17 protein-coding genes and 1 riboswitch are annotated in these 20,398 nt (G+C 38.5%); of the genes, 3 read left to right on the top strand and 14 right to left on the bottom strand.

What is annotated here, in order from left to right; translation table 11 throughout:
* Positions 1 to 4: 4 nt before the first annotated feature.
* The 5 genes from MKX14_RS06745 to MKX14_RS06725 form a co-directional block, all read right to left on the bottom strand.
* Complete coding sequence (locus MKX14_RS06745) at positions 5 to 580, bottom strand: TMEM165/GDT1 family protein (RefSeq protein WP_005804434.1); 576 nt, start codon at positions 578 to 580, stop codon at positions 5 to 7.
* A gap of 15 nt (positions 581 to 595) precedes the next feature.
* Positions 596 to 781: riboswitch (yybP-ykoY riboswitch) on the bottom strand.
* Between the two features lie 36 nt (positions 782 to 817).
* A complete protein-coding gene (locus tag MKX14_RS06740; RefSeq protein WP_032057090.1) occupies positions 818 to 1,096 on the bottom strand; it encodes a hypothetical protein in 279 nt (92 codons plus the stop codon).
* A gap of 146 nt (positions 1,097 to 1,242) precedes the next feature.
* Complete coding sequence (aceF, locus tag MKX14_RS06735; protein ID WP_240282092.1) at positions 1,243 to 3,231, bottom strand: 2-oxo acid dehydrogenase subunit E2; 1,989 nt, start codon at positions 3,229 to 3,231, stop codon at positions 1,243 to 1,245.
* Between the two features lie 2 nt (positions 3,232 to 3,233).
* The gene (gene aceE, locus MKX14_RS06730) at positions 3,234 to 5,951 is read right to left on the bottom strand and encodes a pyruvate dehydrogenase (acetyl-transferring), homodimeric type (RefSeq protein WP_046811805.1); all 2,718 of its coding nucleotides are present in this window, start codon (positions 5,949 to 5,951) and stop codon (positions 3,234 to 3,236) included.
* A gap of 249 nt (positions 5,952 to 6,200) precedes the next feature.
* Positions 6,201 to 6,893, bottom strand: a complete 693-nt coding sequence (locus MKX14_RS06725; protein ID WP_046811806.1) for a M23 family metallopeptidase — start codon at positions 6,891 to 6,893, stop codon at positions 6,201 to 6,203.
* A gap of 100 nt (positions 6,894 to 6,993) precedes the next feature.
* Between MKX14_RS06725 and MKX14_RS06720 the strand changes: the two genes are divergently transcribed.
* Positions 6,994 to 7,440, top strand: coding sequence for a DciA family protein (locus tag MKX14_RS06720; protein ID WP_005804431.1), 447 nt, complete (start codon positions 6,994 to 6,996; stop codon positions 7,438 to 7,440).
* 97 nt (positions 7,441 to 7,537) lie between these two features.
* Here the strand turns inward: MKX14_RS06720 and lpxC are convergent, their stop codons facing one another.
* From lpxC to gshB, 8 genes are all read right to left on the bottom strand, one after another.
* Entirely contained in the window at positions 7,538 to 8,440 is a 903-nt protein-coding gene (gene lpxC, locus MKX14_RS06715) for a UDP-3-O-acyl-N-acetylglucosamine deacetylase (RefSeq protein WP_199977150.1), read from the bottom strand.
* Positions 8,441 to 8,550: 110 nt separating this feature from the next.
* Positions 8,551 to 9,726 (bottom strand): cell division protein FtsZ, encoded by a 1,176-nt coding sequence (ftsZ, locus tag MKX14_RS06710; protein WP_002121912.1) that lies wholly within the window; start codon positions 9,724 to 9,726, stop codon positions 8,551 to 8,553.
* Between the two features lie 164 nt (positions 9,727 to 9,890).
* Positions 9,891 to 11,153 (bottom strand): cell division protein FtsA, encoded by a 1,263-nt coding sequence (gene ftsA / locus MKX14_RS06705; protein ID WP_133481201.1) that lies wholly within the window; start codon positions 11,151 to 11,153, stop codon positions 9,891 to 9,893.
* Between the two features lie 60 nt (positions 11,154 to 11,213).
* Positions 11,214 to 12,068 (bottom strand): cell division protein FtsQ/DivIB, encoded by an 855-nt coding sequence (gene ftsQ / locus MKX14_RS06700; RefSeq protein WP_046811808.1) that lies wholly within the window; start codon positions 12,066 to 12,068, stop codon positions 11,214 to 11,216.
* A 2-nt stretch (positions 12,069 to 12,070) separates the two neighbouring features.
* Positions 12,071 to 12,997, bottom strand: coding sequence for a D-alanine--D-alanine ligase (ddlB, locus tag MKX14_RS06695; protein WP_032054508.1), 927 nt, complete (start codon positions 12,995 to 12,997; stop codon positions 12,071 to 12,073).
* Between the two features lie 37 nt (positions 12,998 to 13,034).
* Positions 13,035 to 14,483: a UDP-N-acetylmuramate--L-alanine ligase gene (gene murC, locus MKX14_RS06690; RefSeq protein ID WP_240282091.1), complete on the bottom strand. Its 1,449-nt coding sequence runs from the start codon at positions 14,481 to 14,483 to the stop codon at positions 13,035 to 13,037.
* An 11-nt stretch (positions 14,484 to 14,494) separates the two neighbouring features.
* Complete coding sequence (murG, locus tag MKX14_RS06685) at positions 14,495 to 15,592, bottom strand: undecaprenyldiphospho-muramoylpentapeptide beta-N-acetylglucosaminyltransferase (protein ID WP_240282090.1); 1,098 nt, start codon at positions 15,590 to 15,592, stop codon at positions 14,495 to 14,497.
* A gap of 237 nt (positions 15,593 to 15,829) precedes the next feature.
* Positions 15,830 to 16,774: a glutathione synthase gene (gene gshB, locus MKX14_RS06680; RefSeq protein ID WP_063097684.1), complete on the bottom strand. Its 945-nt coding sequence runs from the start codon at positions 16,772 to 16,774 to the stop codon at positions 15,830 to 15,832.
* A gap of 961 nt (positions 16,775 to 17,735) precedes the next feature.
* Between gshB and MKX14_RS06675 the strand changes: the two genes are divergently transcribed.
* Complete coding sequence (locus MKX14_RS06675; protein WP_240282089.1) at positions 17,736 to 18,551, top strand: hypothetical protein; 816 nt, start codon at positions 17,736 to 17,738, stop codon at positions 18,549 to 18,551.
* Between the two features lies 1 nt (position 18,552).
* Positions 18,553 to 19,422, top strand: a complete 870-nt coding sequence (locus MKX14_RS06670) for a hypothetical protein (protein WP_240282088.1) — start codon at positions 18,553 to 18,555, stop codon at positions 19,420 to 19,422.
* A 22-nt stretch (positions 19,423 to 19,444) separates the two neighbouring features.
* Here MKX14_RS06670 and hemG read toward each other — a convergent pair whose 3' ends face one another.
* Entirely contained in the window at positions 19,445 to 19,999 is a 555-nt protein-coding gene (gene hemG, locus MKX14_RS06665; protein ID WP_240282087.1) for a menaquinone-dependent protoporphyrinogen IX dehydrogenase, read from the bottom strand.
* Positions 20,000 to 20,398: the final 399 nt, after the last annotated feature.

Below are 20,398 nucleotides of genomic sequence, written 5' to 3'. Positions count from 1 at the left end.
TGCGTTAGAAGAAATAATGCTGTACTAAAGTAGAGATACCTACAATTAAGAAAATAGCAGCACCAATTTTATGAATGAGCGAGATAGATAAACGTTCAGCCAATTTATTACCAATAAATACAGCCGGTGCATTGGCAATCATCATCCCTAAAGTTGTACCTAACATCACCCAAAAAATGCTGTCATAACGTGCAGCTAAAGCGACTGTTGCTATTTGGGTTTTGTCACCAATTTCAGCCAAGAAAAATAGAATAAAGGTTGCGCCAAAAACACCAAACTTTTGCCATCTATTAATACTATCCGTTTCATCATCGAGCTTATCTGGAATAAGCATCCAGAACGCCATACCAATGAAACCAGCTGCAAGAACCCAGACTAAAATTTCGGGGCTCAGGACGGTCGTAATCCACTGTCCAAGTACAGCAGAAATACCATGATTAATTAGAGTAGCTAAAAGAATCGCAATAAGAATAGGGATTGGCTTACGGAAACGTGCAGACAGTAAAAGGGCCAATAATTGAGTTTTATCGCCCATTTCAGCGAGGGCAACAATTGAAGTAGAAATCAGAAATTCTTGCATGTCGTTTCTCTGGCTAGCATAAATGCCCATGACCTACCCCTCCTGCTAGCCAAATATCTGCAGAGTGGTAAATCAAAGGTCTTGCCAACTCGGAAACGATGAGACGTTTAAGCTATGATGACCATGTTCTGTTGAACAATTATGTTGATCATCACCTATTCATTTAGAAATGAATAGCGGCTACTCCCCAATGAAGTATGCGTTTATTATATTCGAGTAGTTCTATTTTTCAAACATTCAGGCGAAAAATTTTATCCACGCCCAAACTAACAATCGTCCTAGACCCAATAATAAAGCTAAACAAATACTTAAGTTAATAAATCCAAAATTATTAATGCCAGTTACGTGCTGAGATTGAAATTCAAATGGCAAAATAAGCATTGCTACAAATACTTCCAAGCCCATTGCAACGTAGGTCATCCATTCCCAAGGAAAGTGTAAAACACTCACCCACAACCCCATTAATAAAAATACAATTAATAGAATCGGCACCATAATTTTTAAAAATCCTACCATTTATTCTTTCTCCTTTACCGACTAACGAGAAATTTCTCCTCTCTCGACATTTCATTTTTCGTCTTTAGATTAACTTAAAACCAATTAAATTAAATATCAAAATAAAACCCCGCCGAAGCGAGGTTTTAATGATTCATTTAAAAATATTAGATTAATAAAGTACGAATATCTTTAAGAAGTTTCGTAAGCTTATTAGTAAAGCGAGCCGCATCTGCACCATTAATTACACGGTGGTCATAAGACAATGACAATGGCAACATTAAGCGTGGATCAAAGTCTTTACCATTCCATACTGGCTGCATTGTTGCAGGTGAAATACCTAAAATTGCAACTTGCGGCCAGTTCACTAGTGGTGTAAATGCTGTACCACCAATTGCGCCCAAACTTGAAATGGTGAAATTCGCACCTTGTAAGTCTTTTGGTGTTAATTTCTTATCACGTGCTTTTTGACCCAACATACCCAATTCAACTGCAATTTGCTTAATTGATTTTTGGTCAGGATTACGTAGTACTGGCACTGTCAAACCATCAGGTGTTGCTACCGCAATACCCATATGGATTTCATTGCGCAAGAGCACTGATTTACCATCATCAGATAGATGACCTGCGAATTCACGCTCTTCTTTCAACAAATACGCAACCGCTTTGATAATGAATGCCATAATCGTCAGGCTGATACCTTCTTTTTTGAAGTTGCCTTTTAACTCATTACGCCAATCTTCCAACTCAGTAATATCAGCCAAATCAAACTGGGTGACTTGCGGAATAAAGTTGTTCAACGACAATTGCGGAATTGATACTTGCTGCAAACGCGTCAGTACTTTTTCTTCCACACCACCAAACGCAGTAAAGTCAGGAAGCTTTGGCAAACCCGAAACCGCTGGTGCAGCCGCAGTAACTGGCGCCGCTTGCGGTGCAGTTAAACGACTCTTCACATAAGCAAAGATATCTTCTTTAACAACACGGCCATGTTCACCAGAAGTTTTAACTTGAGATAAAACTACACCAAGTTCACGAGCAAGCTTACGCACAGCAGGGCCTGCATAGACTTTAGCGTTTTCGGCTTCTTGTTCTTTAGTTAATTTATCATTACCCGAAGAGGCTGGAGCAGATACTGCTTGAGTCGCAGCAGGAGCTGCTGCTTTAGGCACTGCCGCCTGCGGAGCTGGAGCTGATTCTGCTTTCGCCGCTGGTGCAGCAGCAGGTGCTTGGCCTTCAGCTTCAATTGTTGCCAGCAATACGCCTTGTGAAACTTGTTGGCCTGCTTGCAAGTGAATTGCTTTCACAACACCCGCAACAGTACTTGGAACTTCCACAGTTGCTTTATCTGACTCAACAACAACAAGGCTTTGGTCTACATCAACTTTGTCACCAACCTGAACCAAGATTTCAGCAACAACTGCTTTATCTACACCCAAATCAGGAACGTTAATATCAACCGGTCCAGATTGAGCAGCAGTCGATGCTACAGTTTCTTGCTGAGCTGGTGCAGGTGCTGCCACCAGAGCTGCTGTTGTAGAAGCAGGAGCTTCTGCTTGCGCACTTGATGCAGACGTTGTTTTTACTTGAATAAGAACAACACCTTCTTTAACTGTATCGCCTTCTTTAACTTGAATGCTTTCTACAGTACCTGCAACACTGCTTGGTACTTCTACAGTTGCTTTGTCAGACTCAACCACAACGATGCTTTGTTCAACATCAATCTGTTCGCCAACTTTTACTAAAATTTCACCAACTAGCGCTTTTTCAACACCAATATCGGGAACTTGAACTTCAACCACTTGGCTAGTGGTTGCCGTTGCTGGTTGAGCAGCAGTTGAAGGCTGTTGAGCCGCTGCCGGTGCTGCTGTTTGTTCAGCTACTGGTGCAGCTTTTGGAGCTTCTTCTGCTTGAGCTACTGGTGCAGCACCCTCAGCTTCAAGTTCAAGCAATACCGTACCTTCAGTTACGCTATCACCTTCTTTGATTAAGATGCTTTTTACCACACCTGCTGAAGTGCTAGGTACTTCAACAGAGGCTTTATCTGACTCAAGCAAAACAAGGCTGTCATTTTCTGCAATGCTGTCGCCAACTTTTACTAAAATTTCAGCAACAACTGCTTTATCTACACCAATATCAGGGGTCTTAATTTGCATGCTTAGTTCCCCTCACCTGTTTGCGTTTCATTATATTCAGCAACTGCCTGAACTTCTGGATGCGCTTGAGGAGCCCATGCCACTGGACGGTCAGTATCTAACTCAAAGTTAGAAATTGCGTCTTTAACTAAACGTGCATCCACTTCACCTTCGTCAGCTAATTTTTTCAAAGTAGCAACAACGATATGTGCAGCATCAACACCAAAGAAACTACGTAAGTTAGCACGTGTATCTGAACGACCGTATCCATCTGTACCTAATGCAACAAATGGGCGACCATCTGGAAGATACGCACGGATTTGTTCGCTATAAGCACGCATATGGTCTGTTGCTGAAACAACGATACCTTCTGTACCACGTAACTGTTTAGATACCCAAGATTCTTTCACTTCTTCAGAAAGTGGGTGTAAACGATTGTATTCTTCACATGCCATACCATCACGTGACAACTCATTGAAGCTTGTTACACTCCAAACGTTTGAGTGGATTTGATATTCATCACGTAAGATTTTCGCAGCTTTGATTACTTCACGAAGAATTACACCTGAACCAAGTAATTGGACAGTTGCTTTTTCATCTTTTTCGAACAAGTACATACCACGTTTAATGCCTTCCTCAGCGCCTTCAGGCATTGCAGGATGCTCGTAGTTTTCGTTCATTACAGTTAAGTAGTAGAACACACGCTCTTGGTTCACATACATACGTTGTAAACCGTCATGTACGATTACAGCTAACTCATAACCAAAACATGGATCATAAGATACACAGTTTGGAATAGTGTTCGCCAAGATATGTGAATGACCATCTTGGTGCTGTAGACCTTCACCGTTCAACGTTGTACGACCAGCAGTTGCACCTAACAAGAAGCCTTGAGCTTGCGCATCACCAGCTGCCCACGCAATGTCACCAATACGTTGGAAACCAAACATTGAGTAGTACATGTACATTGGAATCATTGGCAAGTTATTCGTTGAATAACTTGTTGCCAACGCAGCCCATGCACTCATCGCACCAGCTTCGTTAATCCCTTCTTGAAGCATGTGACCGTCACTTGCTTCACGGTAATGCATTAACTGTTCTTGGTCTTCTGGAGTATATTTTTGACCGTGAGCAGCATAAATACCAAGCTGACGGAACATACCTTCCAGACCAAAAGTACGTGCTTCATCTGGAACGATTGGTACTACGCGGTCTTTAATCGCTTTTTCTTTGAGTAAAGAAGCAATTAAACGAACCATCACCATAGTGGTAGATTGTTCTTTACCACCTGAACCATTCAATACAGCATCAAATACTGATAATTCAGGAATCGCTAAAATTTCACTCTCTTTACGACGTGCAGGTAGGTAACCACCTAACGCTTCACGACGCGCCTTCATGTACTTCATTTCTGGAGAGTTTTCACTTGGGCGATAGAATGGAAGCTCTTCTAACTTATCGTCTGTAAATGGAAGGTTGAAACGGTCACGTACATATTTCAAAGAGTCGATTTGCATTTTTTTGATTTGGTGAGTTTTGTTCACCGCTTCAATTTCTTCAGACAAACCGTAACCTTTAACAGTTTTCGCAAGAATAACTGTTGGTTGACCTTTAGCTTTCATTGCTTCTGCATAGGCAGCAAACACTTTGTAAGGGTCATGACCACCACGGTTGAGATTATCGATATCTTCATCGCTTAAATCTTTTACAAGTTCCGCAGCTTCTGGGTACTTGCCAAAGAACTTCTCACGCGTGTATGCACCACCTTTCACTTGATAGCGTTGGTATTCACCATCAACTGTCTCTTCCATTACCGCTTTCAAAGCGCCTGAGGTGTCTTTTGCAAGAAGTGGGTCCCAATGACGGCCCCATACCACTTTAATTACACGCCAGCCCGCACCACGGAATAAAGATTCTAGTTCTTGAATGATTTTACCGTTACCACGTACAGGACCATCTAGACGCTGTAAGTTACAGTTAACAACCCAGATAAGGTTATCAAGCTTTTCACGGCCAGCAAGTGAAATAGCACCAGTACTTTCTGGCTCGTCCATTTCACCATCGCCAAGATAAGCCCAAACTTTACGATCTTCTTCTTTGATCAAGCCACGGTTCATCAAATATTTTTGAATATGTGCTTGATAAATCGACATGATTGGACCAAGACCCATTGATACGGTTGGGAATTGCCAATAGTCAGGCATTAAATATGGATGTGGATAGCTTGGTAAACCGTTACCGCCAACTTCACGACGGAAATTACTTAACTGCTCTTCAGTTAAACGTCCTTCAAGGAATGAACGTGCATAAATACCAGGAGCACAGTGCCCTTGGTAATAAATCATATCTCCGCCAAAGTTATTGCTGTTTGCGCGGAAGAAATGGTTAAAACCTACGTCATATAATGTTGCACTTGATGCGAAACTCGCCAAGTGTCCACCTAAATCATCACCTGTTTTGTTCGCGCGAAGTACCATTGCCAAGGCATTCCAACGAATCAATGCACGAATACGGCGTTCCATATCTTGGTCGCCTGGCATTGCAGGTTGTTCTTCAACAGAAATTGTATTTAAGTAAGGTGTATTGAGACGTTGAATTGGAACATGCTTAGCAATTGCTTGTTGGTAAAGTTTTTCCAACAAGAATGCCGCTCGCTCAGTTCCCATATGTTGTAAAACTGAATCGAATGCATCTTGCCATTCTTGGGTTTCTTGTGCGTCGGAGTCACCGTAAAACGCCATAATTCACCTGTTCCTTGTTCTCTAATCTACTTTGTATTTTTACCACGTTTTACCCCTTTCAAGTTATTGCCTCGGGTGAATGTGAGGGGGCCCTATTATTTTCTGAATGAATAGTCATTGACCGAGCAGTAAACAAAATAACAAAAAAACGCCAATAATGGCGTTTTTTTATACAATCTTTGCGTTAAAAAAGGTTTAGCTTAGTTTTAGATTCATAAATTTAATAACCTTACCTTTTTAACTATGCTTTTATGGAAGCATCGCTAAGTAAGTAGTTGGGTTCTTACGTTGACCATCTTTTACTACTTCATAGTGCAAATGTGGACCTGTACAGCGACCTGTACACCCTACATTAGCAATATGTTCGCCTGCAGATACTTGGTCGCCTACACGCACCATTAGACGTGAAGCATGAGCATAACGCGTTAAATAACCATTACCATGGTTAATTTCAACATATTGACCATAGCCAGTACCCCAGCCAGATTTAGTTACAATACCTGGGCCTGTAGCGTAGATTGGTGTACCACTCGGAGCAGCAAGATCTAAACCGCCATGATGTTCTGCACGACCACCCATAGTGCGGCCACCAAAGTTTGAAGAAACTCGTACAGTATCAGGAAGAGGATGAGAAACTAACCAAGAGTAAGAATTTGAAGAAGAGGCATTAAAAGAATTTTTTGCTGTTGTGTTACCGTACTTCTTTGCGAGCGACTCATTATTGAGTTCAACTGTTTTTTGGCGTAAGGTCACTGAAACTTTCGCACTCGCCGGAAGATCTAAATCATCGGGATGAGTATATGAACCTTGAGATAATGTTTTTGATAGCTGTTCCAATCGATCTGAGTCAGTAGATTGGTTAATTGTTTGATAATCTGCAAAAGCAACTGATGCCGCTGAAGCTGCAAGTGAAAACGCTAATAAAATACGACGCGTGTGCATAAAAACCTCTTGAAACTGTTCTTACTCAAGTTCCTTATGATCTCTTCCTTGATATCAATTGAAATGAACGCTTAAGATTAAGACAAGAATCTATCCGAGAATGACCATGTCCAAACCCGATAACGTTTTTCAACAAACCGGAAAACACATAAAAACAGGAAACCTTACGTTTCTAACAACGCAAGTCGCGCAATGGCAAAGACTTACGAAAATTATCCAACCCTTATTGCCCCAACCGGAACAATGGCAGGTTGTGTGTTATCAAAATGGTTCTTTAATCATTACTGGTGAAAATCAAGCGATGATTAGTCAACTCAGTTATTTACAGAACCAATATGTATCTAAATTATCTCAGCTCGAAGGGCTAAAAGACCTACAAAGAATTCAGGTTCGATTAAGAAATAAAAATATTCCAAATGCACCTTCATCTGAGCCATCTAAACCCATCCCCCCGGAAACACAAGAAATGTTACGTAGTGCAGCCGACTTTGTGAGCGACCCTAAGCTTAGCCAAGCTTTACTACGTTTGGCAAGCAATAAAAAATGATGAGCTTTAAATTTCTTAATTAGAATCATTATTATTATGTGATAATAATCACACTTTTTAATGTTACATTATAACATAGCCAAGTAAAGACAATGACTTATGTCACGCTCACATATGGAATTGGACATTGATTCTCGTCATCAAATGTTACAATTTCATAATTACTCGGATCACTTTGAACATTGCGTAACAACTGATTATTTAAAGCATGTCCTGATTTATAGCCATCGAACTTGGCAATAATTTGATGACCAAGCAAATACAAATCACCTACTGCATCTAAAATTTTATGTCTAACGAATTCATCAGCGAAACGTAAACCTTCTTCGTTGACCACACCTGTATCATCTACACCAATTGCATTATCTAAGCTTGCACCTAGTGCTAAATTGTTTGCTTTCAAGTAGTCCAGATCTTTCATGAAACCAAAAGTACGTGCTTCACTGACTTCATAAACAAAAGTTTCGGTCGAAAAGTCGATCGTGGCAGATTGATATTCTTTAGCAAATGCCGGATGGTCAAAATCAATCGTGAAATTTAATTGAAAACCATTGTGAGGGCTAAAAATTGCTTTCTTATCATCGATAAGTGCTTCAACGGGTTTTAATATTTTTATAAATTTTTTCGGTGCATCTAGTTCACGCAATCCACCTTGCATTAAAAGGTAAATAAATGGACCGGCACTACCATCCATAATTGGAACTTCAGAAGCAGATACTTCAACAATCAGGTTATCAATTCCTAAACCTGCAATCGCACTCATTACATGCTCAATTGTGCCTACTTTTATATCTCCAGTGACTAAGTTGGAGCACATAAAAGCTTCTTGAATGAGCAATGCATTAGCGGGGATATCAACTGGCGGATCCAAATCGATACGGCGAAATACAATACCCCCATCCACGGTATGTGGAATGAAATTGATCATCACTTTTTGACCGCTATGAAGACCTATTCCACTCGCTTTTACCACACGATTGAGAGTACGCTGTTTCACCATGCTTTGTAACTTCTTTTTTAAAACCGCTATACGTTAGCATATTTAGTCATTGATCAAAAATAAAAAAAGGCAGTGTTTAAACACTGCCCTTCATTAAATCTAACGATAATTTACTTACGTTGCTGATTTTTCAAGTAATCTTGAATACTCATTGGAGAAGAACGCGGAGTAGAACTTGCTGTGCTACTGACTTCATTATCAGCATTTTGACGCTTATTGATTGCAGGAACGTCATCTTCATCAACAGATTGAGCTGATTGAGACGATGCATGGCTGACCGTATTACGCTTTCTCGGCTCAGCATCTGCTGCATTACGAGTTAAACCAGTTGCAATCACTGTTACGCGCAATTCATCACGTGCATCTGGATCAAATACTGTACCGTAGAAGATTTCGCCTTCATCAAGGTCAACAATCTGGTTCACAACGTCAGTAATGATTTCAGTCTCACGTAGCGTAATATCATCACCACCCGTAATGTTAATTAATACGCCTTTGGCATTAATAATATTTACGTTATCAAGTAATGGACTACGGATCGCTTGTTCAGCAGCTTGACGCGCACGATCTTCACCACGACCTAAACCAGCACCCATCATTGCATAACCGCGAGTACTCATTGCAGTTTTCAAATCGGCGAAGTCAAGGTTAATGTGACCACGGTTAACAACCAAGTCAAAGATACTACGTACAGCGTTTAACAACACGTCATCAGCTTTTTTATAAGCATCCTTCATTGAAATATCGCCATATACGCTTAATAAGCGTTGGTTAGGGATAATAATCAATGAATCAACATGTGCTTCAAGTGCTTCAATACCACGTTCAGCAGACTTTAAACGGCGGCGACCTTCAAAATTAAATGGTGTTGTAACTACACCAACAGTCAAAATGCCCATTTCTTTGGCAACTTCAGCCACAACAGGCGCTGCACCAGTACCCGTACCACCACCCATACCAGCGGTAACGAAAACCATATCCGTACCTTCAAGGTGGTGACGAATGATTTCACGGCTTTCTTCTGCTGCAACTTGCCCTACTTCAGGGTTAGCACCCGCACCTAAACCACGTGTACTTTGCTCGCCTAACTGAATTTTGAAAGGTGCATTCATACAGTCTAGTGCTTGTTTGTCTGTATTGGCACAAACGAATTTAACACCTTGAATATCAGACTGCACCATATGTTGAACGGCATTACCGCCACCACCACCTACACCAAATACAGTGAAACGGGCTTGACCGTTGCCATCGTTTAGTTCATCTTCTATAAATTCAAATGAGGCCATGACCTTTAGGGTTCCTAATACATTATGGCAGTCACTTCAGCCCGTATACTGCCTTGATTTTCAAAAATAACTAATTTTAAGAATGCTGTGCAATACCAACCTTGTCAAGTACAGCGGTTTTCTCTTACAACTTCCTAACAATTCTACCAATAAATACATACATCCTAAAAAATGGCTTTTAACTTGCTATTAAACGCATTCCAGCCATTTACCATTCGTTCCCATACCGAACGGTCATTTGCCTCTTCAGGCTCTTCAACAGCATCTTGCAACTCACTTTGGCTAAACATGAGCACACCAGCTGCTGTTGCATACATAGAACGACGTAAGGCTGCTTGATGTTGATCATCAGCATAAACCTGTAACGGCGGATTACCCAAATGTGCAGATACACCCAACATACGACGAGCTAAACTCACCATACCTTCTATTTGACAAGCATCCCCTGTCAATACTACCCCATGGTATAAACCATGAATTGCACCGCTTTGTTCGAGTTCATCGCGAATCTGGCTAAAGATCTCTTCATAACGGGCAATAATAATTTCTGACAACTCAATTCGGCTAATTGTTTGAGGGCCATCAATTCCTTCTACCTGAATCATGTGATCTGGCTTAACAGCACTTAAATCGACACAACCATGCAGAATTTTAATTCGTTCAGCTTCTTCTGTCGTAGTTTGCAATACAGCTGCAATATCACGCGTAACGTGCTCACCACCGCGTTGCAATGTACGTGCTAGAGCCAAACGACCATCTAGATAAACAGCAATATTTGTAATGCCTGCGCCAATATCAACCAGACAAACACCGTACTCTTTTTCATCTTTCAGTAAGCTTGCCTCAGCGGTTGCCAGACAAGACACCACCATTTTTTCAACCCCGATATTTGCACCTTTCATGGCACGATCAAGGTTTTGCATAGTCGCTATAGGCATCATCATTAACTGATAATGTCCAGTCATACTATGAGCAGTCATATTAATTGGATTCTGCACCCATTCAGCAGAATCACCTAATTCAAAGCCTAACGGCACTGCACTTGCTAAATAGTAATCAGAAGTCACATGACTTGCTTTTGCCAATTCTAACGCGCGCACGACTTCATTTGTTGTAATCACATGTGCCGGATTAGATACTGGTGTACGACCAGAGGCATAAAAACTTTGCAACTCGGTACTCGGAATAGATACCCATGCGCTATGAATGCGACATTCGGCCATATTTTCCGCTTCAGCAACAGCATTTTTAATCGCAGCAATGACTTTATCGAGGCTTACAATTTTTCCTTTATTCATGCCTCGATTGCGAGCAGTTGCCATACCGATAACTTGAATGTTATCCGGCGCATGAATTTTTCCAATCAAAACTGAAACTTTATGCGTCCCAATGTCAATCGCAACAACTGAGGGAACAGCTTCACTCATCACTCATACCATTTCTTTGTTGTTTAATACCAGGCAAATTGCCTATTTTAAAGCCACATATTATGGCTTTGCTTTTGTTCCACCTGCAATGCTTGTGTCATCACTCGTTACAACAAACTGACCATTCACAATTTTAGGTGGTGTTGCGTTCTTCCATTGAATAGATAATCCATTACGATATCGCAAATCAATGGCTGAGATTTTCGACCACACCGGTTTTAAGTCAGATTGTGCCAGATGACTTAAACGTTGCAACTTATTCATTGTTTGATCTTGGTCAACAATAATACGTAAACCAGAATCAAATTGCATAAACCAAGTCATTCGCTCAGTCAGATATAACTCTTTTAAGCGTAAATTAACAGGATGGAATAATTGATTAATTTCATTATAGCGTCGCATCATCATTTTTGACTGACTTACCGGCCCATGAAGCAACGGAAGTTCAGGATGAATTGTCGGCTCCGCCTCACTAAATACATCGCCTCCATCGCTTAACAAGCGACCTGTTCCCCAACGGGCGATAGCATGTCGAGGCATGACACGAACACGAATAGCATTAGGCCAAGCACGTGATACAACAACTCGGTCTACCCATGAAATTTCTAATGTTTTGTCACGAATCTGTTCTAAATCAGATGTGAAATAATTCGCTTTTATAATTGGAGCAACATGTTGCATCACTTGTTGTGTTTCAACTGAACTTGTTGAACCTACAACCTCTAGTTTTGCAACTGTTGCATCTGTAATAACTTTATATAACCCATAAATTCCGAATGCCAGCACTACAAAAGCAATAACCAACAGCACCCATCCACCAGCATTCGCAAGCTTCTGCTTACGCGTAGGCGGTTTATCATGAATAGAGGTGATGGCCGCACGTTTACGGCGCATGGAAGCCGGAAGTTGTGCCATATTTAAGCCGTACCTTCCAATGTTTGCTCAAGAATCGCAACACACAATTCATCAAAGCTATAACCAACAGCTTTAGCAGCTTTTGGAACTAAAGAGTGACTGGTCATACCTGGAACAGTGTTTACTTCTAAAAGCCAGAAATTGCCTTGCTCATCCTGCATCGCATCAATACGGCCCCAGCCTTCTGCACCCACTGCCTGAAAAGCACGTAAACACAATGCCTGTAGGTTTTTCTCTTCAGCCTCACTCAGACCGCAAGGAATACCATACTCTACATCATTACGTTGATACTTCGCTTCATAGTCGTAGAAAGCAACATCTGCTGGTGGTTGCAAACGAATAACGGGCAAAGGCTGTCCATTGAGGAATGAAATTGTGAATTCACGACCGGTGATCCACTTTTCTGCCATCACCACAGCATCGTGCTGAGTCGCCTTTTCGATTGCAGCAGCAAAGTCTTCTGCTTTCTCAACCTTACTCATACCGACACTCGAGCCTTCATGTACAGGTTTAATAATGACAGGCAAGCCTAACTCAGCAATCACCGCATCTAAATCTGTTTCTTTAGTAATAATGCGATATGGCGCTGTAGGTAAATCACTACCTTGCCAGATTTGCTTGGTTTTAACTTTATCCATGCCAATAGCAGAACCTTGCACACCAGTTCCTGTATAAGGCAGATTTAACCATTCAAGCACACCTTGAATCTGGCCATCTTCACCGCCGCGACCATGCAATACAATAAATGCACGATCATAATTTACAAGTTCAGTCACACTGCGGTCTTGCGGATCAAATGCTTCAGCCTGAACACCTGAACGTAACAAAGCGTCCAAAACTGCCTGACCACTATCCAAAGACACAGCACGCTCAGCCGATTTCCCACCAAATAACACGGCAACTTTGCCGAATTTTGTAGCATTTGACACGTTTAAATCCTTAACCCGATTATTCAATACTTTTTGTTTATTTCACATACAAATGGTGTTGTGCAAGTTCTACTGAAATTGCTCCCACGTTACCCGCACCTTGCGTTAATAACAAGTCATTTGGTTGTAACACATTTTGCATGATGTTTTGCAAATTACCTTCCACCGGATCAACCAAAATTGGTTCTACTTGTCCGCGTAAACGAATACTACGCGCTAAAGTACGGCTGTCTGCACCCACAATAGGCTTTTCACCAGCAGGGTAAACTTCCAACAATAATAATTGATCGACTTGAGAGAGCACTTCAATGAAGTCATCAAAACAATCGCGGGTACGAGAATAACGATGTGGTTGGAACAACATAACCAAACGACGGTCCGGATGACTTTGACGAGCAGCTTTAATTGTTGCTTCTACTTCTTTTGGATGATGTCCATAGTCATCAACTAATTTAACGTTGCCATCAGCAAGTTCAAATTCACCTTGCACTTGGAAACGGCGGCCAACACCACTAAATCCCTCTAATGCACGGCTAATTGCATCATCAGAAACGCCTTCATCTGTGGCAACACCAATTGCTGCCAAGGCATTTAAAACATTATGTAAGCCTGGTTGATTAATTGTTAAACGCAATGATTCACGACCTTTACGTAACACAGTGAAGTGCGATTGCATACCATCTTGTTCAATATCAACTGCACGAATGTCATTATCTTCATTAAAACCATAAGTAATGACCGGACGGCCTACACGCGGCAGAATTTCACGAATGTTTGCATCATCACCACAAACTACAGCCAAGCCATAAAATGGTAAGTTATGAAGGAACTGTACAAACGTATCTTTTAATTTATCAAAGCTTCCTTCATAGGTATCCATATGGTCAGCATCGATATTGGTTACAATCGCTGCCATTGGTTGCAAATAAAGGAAAGATGCATCTGATTCATCAGCTTCAGCCACAATGAAACGGCTTTCACCTAACGCTGCATTTACGCCTGTACTGTTAAGTAAGCCGCCAATAACATAAGTTGGATCAAGGTTTTCTTCCGCCAACATCGTCGTCAAAAGACTTGTAGTTGTGGTTTTACCATGTGTACCAGCCACAGCAATACCGTGACGGTAACGCATAAGCTCACCTAGCATTTCTGCACGACGTACAATTGGAATACGCTGTTCAATTGCAGCTTTAATTTCCGGATTTTCCGGATCAATTGCTGTAGAAACTACAAGCACATTGGCATTTTTAATATTTTCTGGTTGATGGCCAATATAAACTTTGATGCCATTTTTCTCTAATTGTTCTGTAGTTTTAGACGCTTTAATGTCTGAACCGGAAATTTTATAGCCTTGGTTACCCAAAACCTCTGCAATGCCACACATCCCAGCGCCACCGATCCCCACAAAATGAATGTGTTTAATACGGCGCATTTCAGGCACTTTAATCAGTTTTTTTGCTTGGTTCGCAGCTGTTGATGGAGACATAGTAAATCCGATTACATTTTTTGGATAAGATCAACCACATGCTGAGTCGCATTTGGTTGGGCATGTTGACGCGCTTTCACTGCCATTTCAGTAAGTAATTGGCGGTTCATCAGCGAAGTGAACAATTCATTTAAAACTTCTGGTGTCATAGTCGATTGCTGGCAAATTTTTGCAGCGCCGACATCCGCCAGAAATTTGGCATTTGCAGTTTGATGGTCATCAACTGCTATAGGGAGTGGTACAAAAACTGCAGCCACACCTGCTGTTGCAACTTCTGTTACTGTGAGTGCTCCAGCTCGGCAAATAATTAAATCCGCTTCACTATAAGCTTTTGCCATATCTTCAATAAACGGCAAAACGTGTACAGTTAAATTAGCTGGTGCATCTGCATAAAGTGCTTGAGTTGCCTCAACTTGTTGCTGACCACACTGGTGAAAAATATTGAGTGGAACTTGTAATTGTTTTAATGCTGGAGGTAAGCGCTCATTGAGTGCTTTGGCGCCTAAAGAACCACCAACAATTAGAATATTTAGAGGCTGTCCTGCTTGCACACGCTCATCATAACGCCACTTTGGGCTTAAAATATCTGTGATTTCATGACGTACAGGATTTCCTGTTGTAACGACTTTTCCACCAGCAGGAAAGGTATTTGGAAATGCTTCACATACGACTTTAGCAACACGAGACAACTGCGCATTGGTAAAACCAGCAACTGCATTTTGTTCGTGAATAAGTACAGGAATACCTAACAAACGTGCGGCCAAACCACCCGGCCCCGCAACATAACCGCCAAAGCCTGCAACTGCATCAACTTTAAGCTGTTTCATATAACGCATTGCGCTTAAAGTGGCTTTTAAAATTTTAAAAGGTGCAGCAATTTTACGGACTAATCCGTTGCCACGAACACCTTGAATATCAATTTGATATATTGGAATATTTTGATCTTTTAATAATCGGTTTTCCATACCTGTTGGCGTGGCTAACCATGAAACCTGACAACCTTGTTGTTGAAGTTTTTTGGCTACGGCGAGGGCTGGAAAAACATGTCCACCTGTACCGGCAGCCATCATCATGACATGTTTAGGTTTGCTTTGCTGTGAATCGGTCACGGTCTAATTCTTCAACTCAAAAAACAATGGAAATTGTCATCTATTTTTGTAGCCGTTTATTTTAATCCTAAAGCTTCATTAACGAAAAGCTAATTTCACTCGTTTATAACAGAAAGATGTGCTTTTTTGAAAATATGCCTACAAAGCTGTGGTGTATTTAGTATTGTTATTTTATTAATTCATATATTTTCAGGTGATTTCCAATAAATACCGCTGAAAATCACCTGAAATAAATAATTAAGCTGTGCGACCAGCTTCTAATACATCAAATAGATCATCGGCAATTGATGTACCAAATTGAGCATCAATTTCACGAATACAGGTCGGGCTAGTGACATTAATTTCAGTGACATAATTACCAATCACATCTAAGCCTACAAAAACTAAACCTTTTTCGCGCAAGAAAGGACCAATTTTAGCTGCGATCAATTTATCATTTTCAGTAAGCGGACGCGCTTGGCCTAAACCACCTGCCGCCAAGTTACCGCGTACTTCACCATTTTGTGGAATACGAGCTAGACAGTAAGGAACAGGTTCACCATTCACCATTAAAATACGCTTATCCCCTTCTACAATTTCAGGAATATAACGCTGAGCCATAATTGGACGAGTACCTAGCTCTGTAAGCATTTCTAAGGTAGAACCAATATTTACACCGTCTTGGTATAAACGGAAAATTCCCATACCGCCCATACCATCAAGTGGCTTAACAATCACATCACCATGTTCTTTAATAAATTCACGAATTAAACTTTGCTGTGATGTCACAAGTGTAGGTACTTGTAGCTCTGGAAATTGCGTTGCAAAAAGTTTTTCGTTGCAATCACGTAATGATTGAGGTTTATTAATAATCCATGAACCTTCACGCTCAGCTTGCTCAAGCACATAAGTCGTATAAACAAAATTCATGTCAAACGGCGGGTCTTTACGCATGAGCACAACATCGTAAGCCGCGATAGATTCTTTTTTCTTTTCGCCTAACTCATAGTAATGGTTGTAATCTTCGAACACCTTTAACGGTGAAATGAGGCCGTAAGCTTTGCCCTGATCGATATATAAATCTTGTTGTAATGCATAACCTAATTCATGTCCACGACGGCTCGCCGCCCACAACATTGCCATGGTTGAATCCTTTTTAAGGTTTACGGTTTCAATCGGATCCATGACGACAAGTACACGCATACTCAAGCTCTTCTTAAAATTTAAATTAGCATGAGTATAACTGAGATTTTTCACTGGTTTTTCTTAATTTCAGTAAAACCTTATCGGTTATTTTTTTACTTTAAACTAATCAGAATTCAGTTCTTTCATTTTTGTTTTTAAATTTAAATCCTAGCGGATGTAATAACTAATCGCCAATGCTTTGTCTGACTAAATGCTCAACTATTTCAATATCGACAATCTATGCATTAGATCAAATGAATCATGACTAGACAACAAGGTAAATTTCTAAACAAATGGCTTTAATATTGTTTTAAGTCTCAGAAAACACTTTGAAATTATTAAATTTAGGACACTCATACCAAATAGCAATAAAGGTAATGTAATGCCTGAAATACTCAATTGAATCATTCCCACTCTTAAAAGGTTTTAGTTTGGTGTTACCAATCTACTGATGACTCTAACCACTATATTTAAGTCAATTTCTTATCCTCGATTCAGATGATTTAACAATTACATCACCTCTATTAAGTTAAATTTAAAATAATTAATAAAAAATTTATTATTAAATTAAACTTATTATTTATATAAAAACCAATATCCAACGATATTATTAAAATTAATTTAAAAGCTGTTTAGAATAAATTAAATAAAACAACCCTCCTTTAAATTAATCTTACTACTTTAATAAAAAATATAAAAAATTGAATATTAATATTTACTATTTCAAATTTTTTAATATATATTGTGGCCTCAACCCTATATTACAGAGGATTTAAAAATGCGTATTGATGATTGTTTAGTAAACCTAGAACAAAATGTATGTGATGGAAATGGTCAGTTAGCACTGATTTGGTGGTTTATCTAATTTTTAGTTAGATAAAGAATTAGGGGTAATAAGAGTTTTTAATTCAATTACCCCTAATTACCATTTATAAATTCTTTTTCAACTTAAAAATTAATATTACCAAATAAGCTTAAAATGAATAAACAGTTTAATTTTAATGAAGTTTTTAATGGTATAGAATCTGTTTTTAGTAAAAATTCTATTAATCTAGATATATTTAATACATATCTATCAACTAAAGTTTGTCACACTATAGGTGAGTATTTATTAGAGTTATTAGAAAAAAAACACGATTTTATTCCTTCATTTAATCCAGCAATATCATCTCGTCTAACATTACTTCAAACACGATCAATTCATTTAGAATTAGAAATTTTACCTGCAAATATCCCACCGAGGAATTTCATATCCACTAACGGCAGCAAACAAACTGTTGGCGTATTGATCGGCAGCGCCAACATACAAAGATTCTCAAAAAATAATGATAAAAAAGAAATAGTTAAAATTTCAAAAGAAACCATATCCAGTGGACAATCCACTTTAATAGATCATGAGATGGTGGTCGTAGAAAATAATTCTACAGTCTCAACTTATCTTTTATATTTAACTAATAATACAAGTGTTACTAATGAATCAATAAGAGAAGTTTATTCTATAAATACTGGGAAATTTAGCCATATAGTATCAAATAGTCTTGCGTCATCACGTTTAGAACTTATGTTATTCACTATGGGACATATGAATTATAAAGATTGTTCAGATGTAGCAGAACATTTAGCTTTTAATCATAGGGATTACTTTATTAGATGGGAAGCCACAAGAACTTTCTGTAAAGTAAACCCTGATCAAGCAGAAATATTCCTTACAAGAGTTTTAGCCGAGGAACAACATCCTCATGTTATTAATGCAATTAATCAAAGTTTATTTTTAATCAAAAATAGGAATAAATAAAATGAATAAAGATAAAATCTCTTTAGATGAATTTGTTGATTATATTAAAAAAAATATAGACTTAGATGATTTAAATTCTATTAACTCTGCTGCTCCAATGTTGATAAAATTAAGTAATGATAAAGACTTATTACCTAAGGCTGTATGTGACGAATTAAGGTACTCAAATAAACCTTTTCAAGAAAGTAATCCTTATCAAGCTAGTGGCTATGTTCTTTATAAAGATGAAGATTTTGTGATAAGGGCAGTTTGTTGGATTTCAGATAAAGAAAGAAAGTTTGTAAATGTAGATGTTGATCGAGGTCTACTAATTTATTCTATAGCACATGATCATGATTTCAGTTTCTTAACAGTTGGTCATTATGGTTCTGGTTACTATACAGAAACTTACGAATATGATTATGATTCAGTCATAGGTGAAACTGGCGAAAGTATTGAAATGAAAAAGATCTCTTTCAATCAATTAAAACTAGGTCAAACTTATCTCTTTCGCGCAGGTAAAGAAATACATCAGCAACGCTCTCCAGATGATTTTTCTATTAGCTTAAATTTGATTGTGCGAAAACGAGGTCAACAGCGATTTAATGACCAATATGCTTTTGACTTAAAAAACAAAAAAATCATAAGACCTTTAGAAAATGACACATTCAAAAGAGCTCAAACTGTACATCTAATTGCTGATTTACTCGGTTCTAAATGCTCAGAAAGCTTTTGGAAATTAAAAGATTCCCATAGTTGTAGAAGAACACGCATTGAAATAATGAAGGAACTAACTAAATTTAACCCGGCTTTACGTAATGAAATATGGGAAAATGCAAAGTTAAGTTCTGATCCCATACTTTCTAATGCAGCGTATGAAGCTCTAAAATAATATCTTTAGTAATCAAATGAATTTACTGAATATCAAAATTATTTTGATATTTTAAAATATCAACTATTTTAATAGCGAATAAGGAGACTTTATTCCAATCTGTAAATTCAAATTTCTTAGATAAATTTGTAGGTCCATTGGTTAGATACATTATAAATTTTATCATGTATCTATCAATAATATTATATTTAGGATAATTAATAGCTCCTGAAAACACACCAACAATATTAGGTTTCCAATTTGTCTTTTCTTTAAATTTTTTAAAATAATTATCTAGTTCAGGTATATCTCTACCTTTTTTTCTAGCTGTTGCACTAACTGAAAAAAAACCATTATTTATTAATTCTAACTCTTGCAAGTTATTTTCAATAAATTTATAAAGAGATTGATTATAGTTTCCATAACGAATACTAGCACCTATAAGAATGAAATCATATTTAATGTCTATTTTTGAGTAATTATCTAGAGAAAAAACAGAAATTTTAAAACCATAACCAAGCAATATATCTTTTATATAGTTGCTTATTTTTAATGTTTGACCATCTGTAGTTGAAAATAATATAAGAATATTTTTCATTTACAATAAATCCTTTTAATACATTAAAATTGATTAATTCTATAAAATATTTTAAAATTATCCAACAGATTTTACAATTAAAATTATTTTTTAGACGTATGAAACTCTATAAATATGTTTATTATATATACGATTTTCTATTGGCGATTTACTTTTGTAAGATCAAAAATAAACTTAGATCGTATAAAAAATAAATTACTATTCATAATTACCCAAATCCTTTTTCATCCAATGATTCCATAATTCGAATCATTGGATTATTTTGTTATACTAATTAATATGCACATAAAGTCTCTATTTCATTAGGTTGTTTTGAGTGCTATTCATCTGATGAAGAAAATTCAACGGACTCCCTACTCTTTCAGTTTACTTTTTAAACCCTGACTAATACAACAACTA

It is taken from the genome of Acinetobacter pittii, from assembly GCF_022449185.1.
GTDB lineage: Bacteria > Pseudomonadota > Gammaproteobacteria > Pseudomonadales > Moraxellaceae > Acinetobacter > Acinetobacter pittii_I.
This window is presented reverse-complemented; position numbering and strand designations above follow the sequence as displayed.

What these genes read in the sequence shown, in the direction of transcription:
- MKX14_RS06745 (WP_005804434.1), bottom strand. Translation starts at nt 580, where the DNA reads ATGCAAGAATTTCTGATTTCTACTTCAATTGTTGCCCTCGCTGAAATG.
- MKX14_RS06740 (WP_032057090.1), bottom strand. Translation starts at nt 1,096, where the DNA reads ATGGTAGGATTTTTAAAAATTATGGTGCCGATTCTATTAATTGTATTT.
- aceF (WP_240282092.1), bottom strand. Translation starts at nt 3,231, where the DNA reads ATGCAAATTAAGACCCCTGATATTGGTGTAGATAAAGCAGTTGTTGCT.
- aceE (WP_046811805.1), bottom strand. Translation starts at nt 5,951, where the DNA reads ATGGCGTTTTACGGTGACTCCGACGCACAAGAAACCCAAGAATGGCAA.
- MKX14_RS06725 (WP_046811806.1), bottom strand. Translation starts at nt 6,893, where the DNA reads ATGCACACGCGTCGTATTTTATTAGCGTTTTCACTTGCAGCTTCAGCG.
- MKX14_RS06720 (WP_005804431.1), top strand. Translation starts at nt 6,994, where the DNA reads ATGACCATGTCCAAACCCGATAACGTTTTTCAACAAACCGGAAAACAC.
- lpxC (WP_199977150.1), bottom strand. Translation starts at nt 8,440, where the DNA reads ATGGTGAAACAGCGTACTCTCAATCGTGTGGTAAAAGCGAGTGGAATA.
- ftsZ (WP_002121912.1), bottom strand. Translation starts at nt 9,726, where the DNA reads ATGGCCTCATTTGAATTTATAGAAGATGAACTAAACGATGGCAACGGT.
- ftsA (WP_133481201.1), bottom strand. Translation starts at nt 11,153, where the DNA reads ATGAGTGAAGCTGTTCCCTCAGTTGTTGCGATTGACATTGGGACGCAT.
- ftsQ (WP_046811808.1), bottom strand. Translation starts at nt 12,068, where the DNA reads ATGGCACAACTTCCGGCTTCCATGCGCCGTAAACGTGCGGCCATCACC.
- murC (WP_240282091.1), bottom strand. Translation starts at nt 14,483, where the DNA reads ATGTCTCCATCAACAGCTGCGAACCAAGCAAAAAAACTGATTAAAGTG.
- gshB (WP_063097684.1), bottom strand. Translation starts at nt 16,774, where the DNA reads ATGCGTGTACTTGTCGTCATGGATCCGATTGAAACCGTAAACCTTAAA.
- MKX14_RS06675 (WP_240282089.1), top strand. Translation starts at nt 17,736, where the DNA reads ATGAATAAACAGTTTAATTTTAATGAAGTTTTTAATGGTATAGAATCT.
- MKX14_RS06670 (WP_240282088.1), top strand. Translation starts at nt 18,553, where the DNA reads ATGAATAAAGATAAAATCTCTTTAGATGAATTTGTTGATTATATTAAA.
- hemG (WP_240282087.1), bottom strand. Translation starts at nt 19,999, where the DNA reads ATGAAAAATATTCTTATATTATTTTCAACTACAGATGGTCAAACATTA.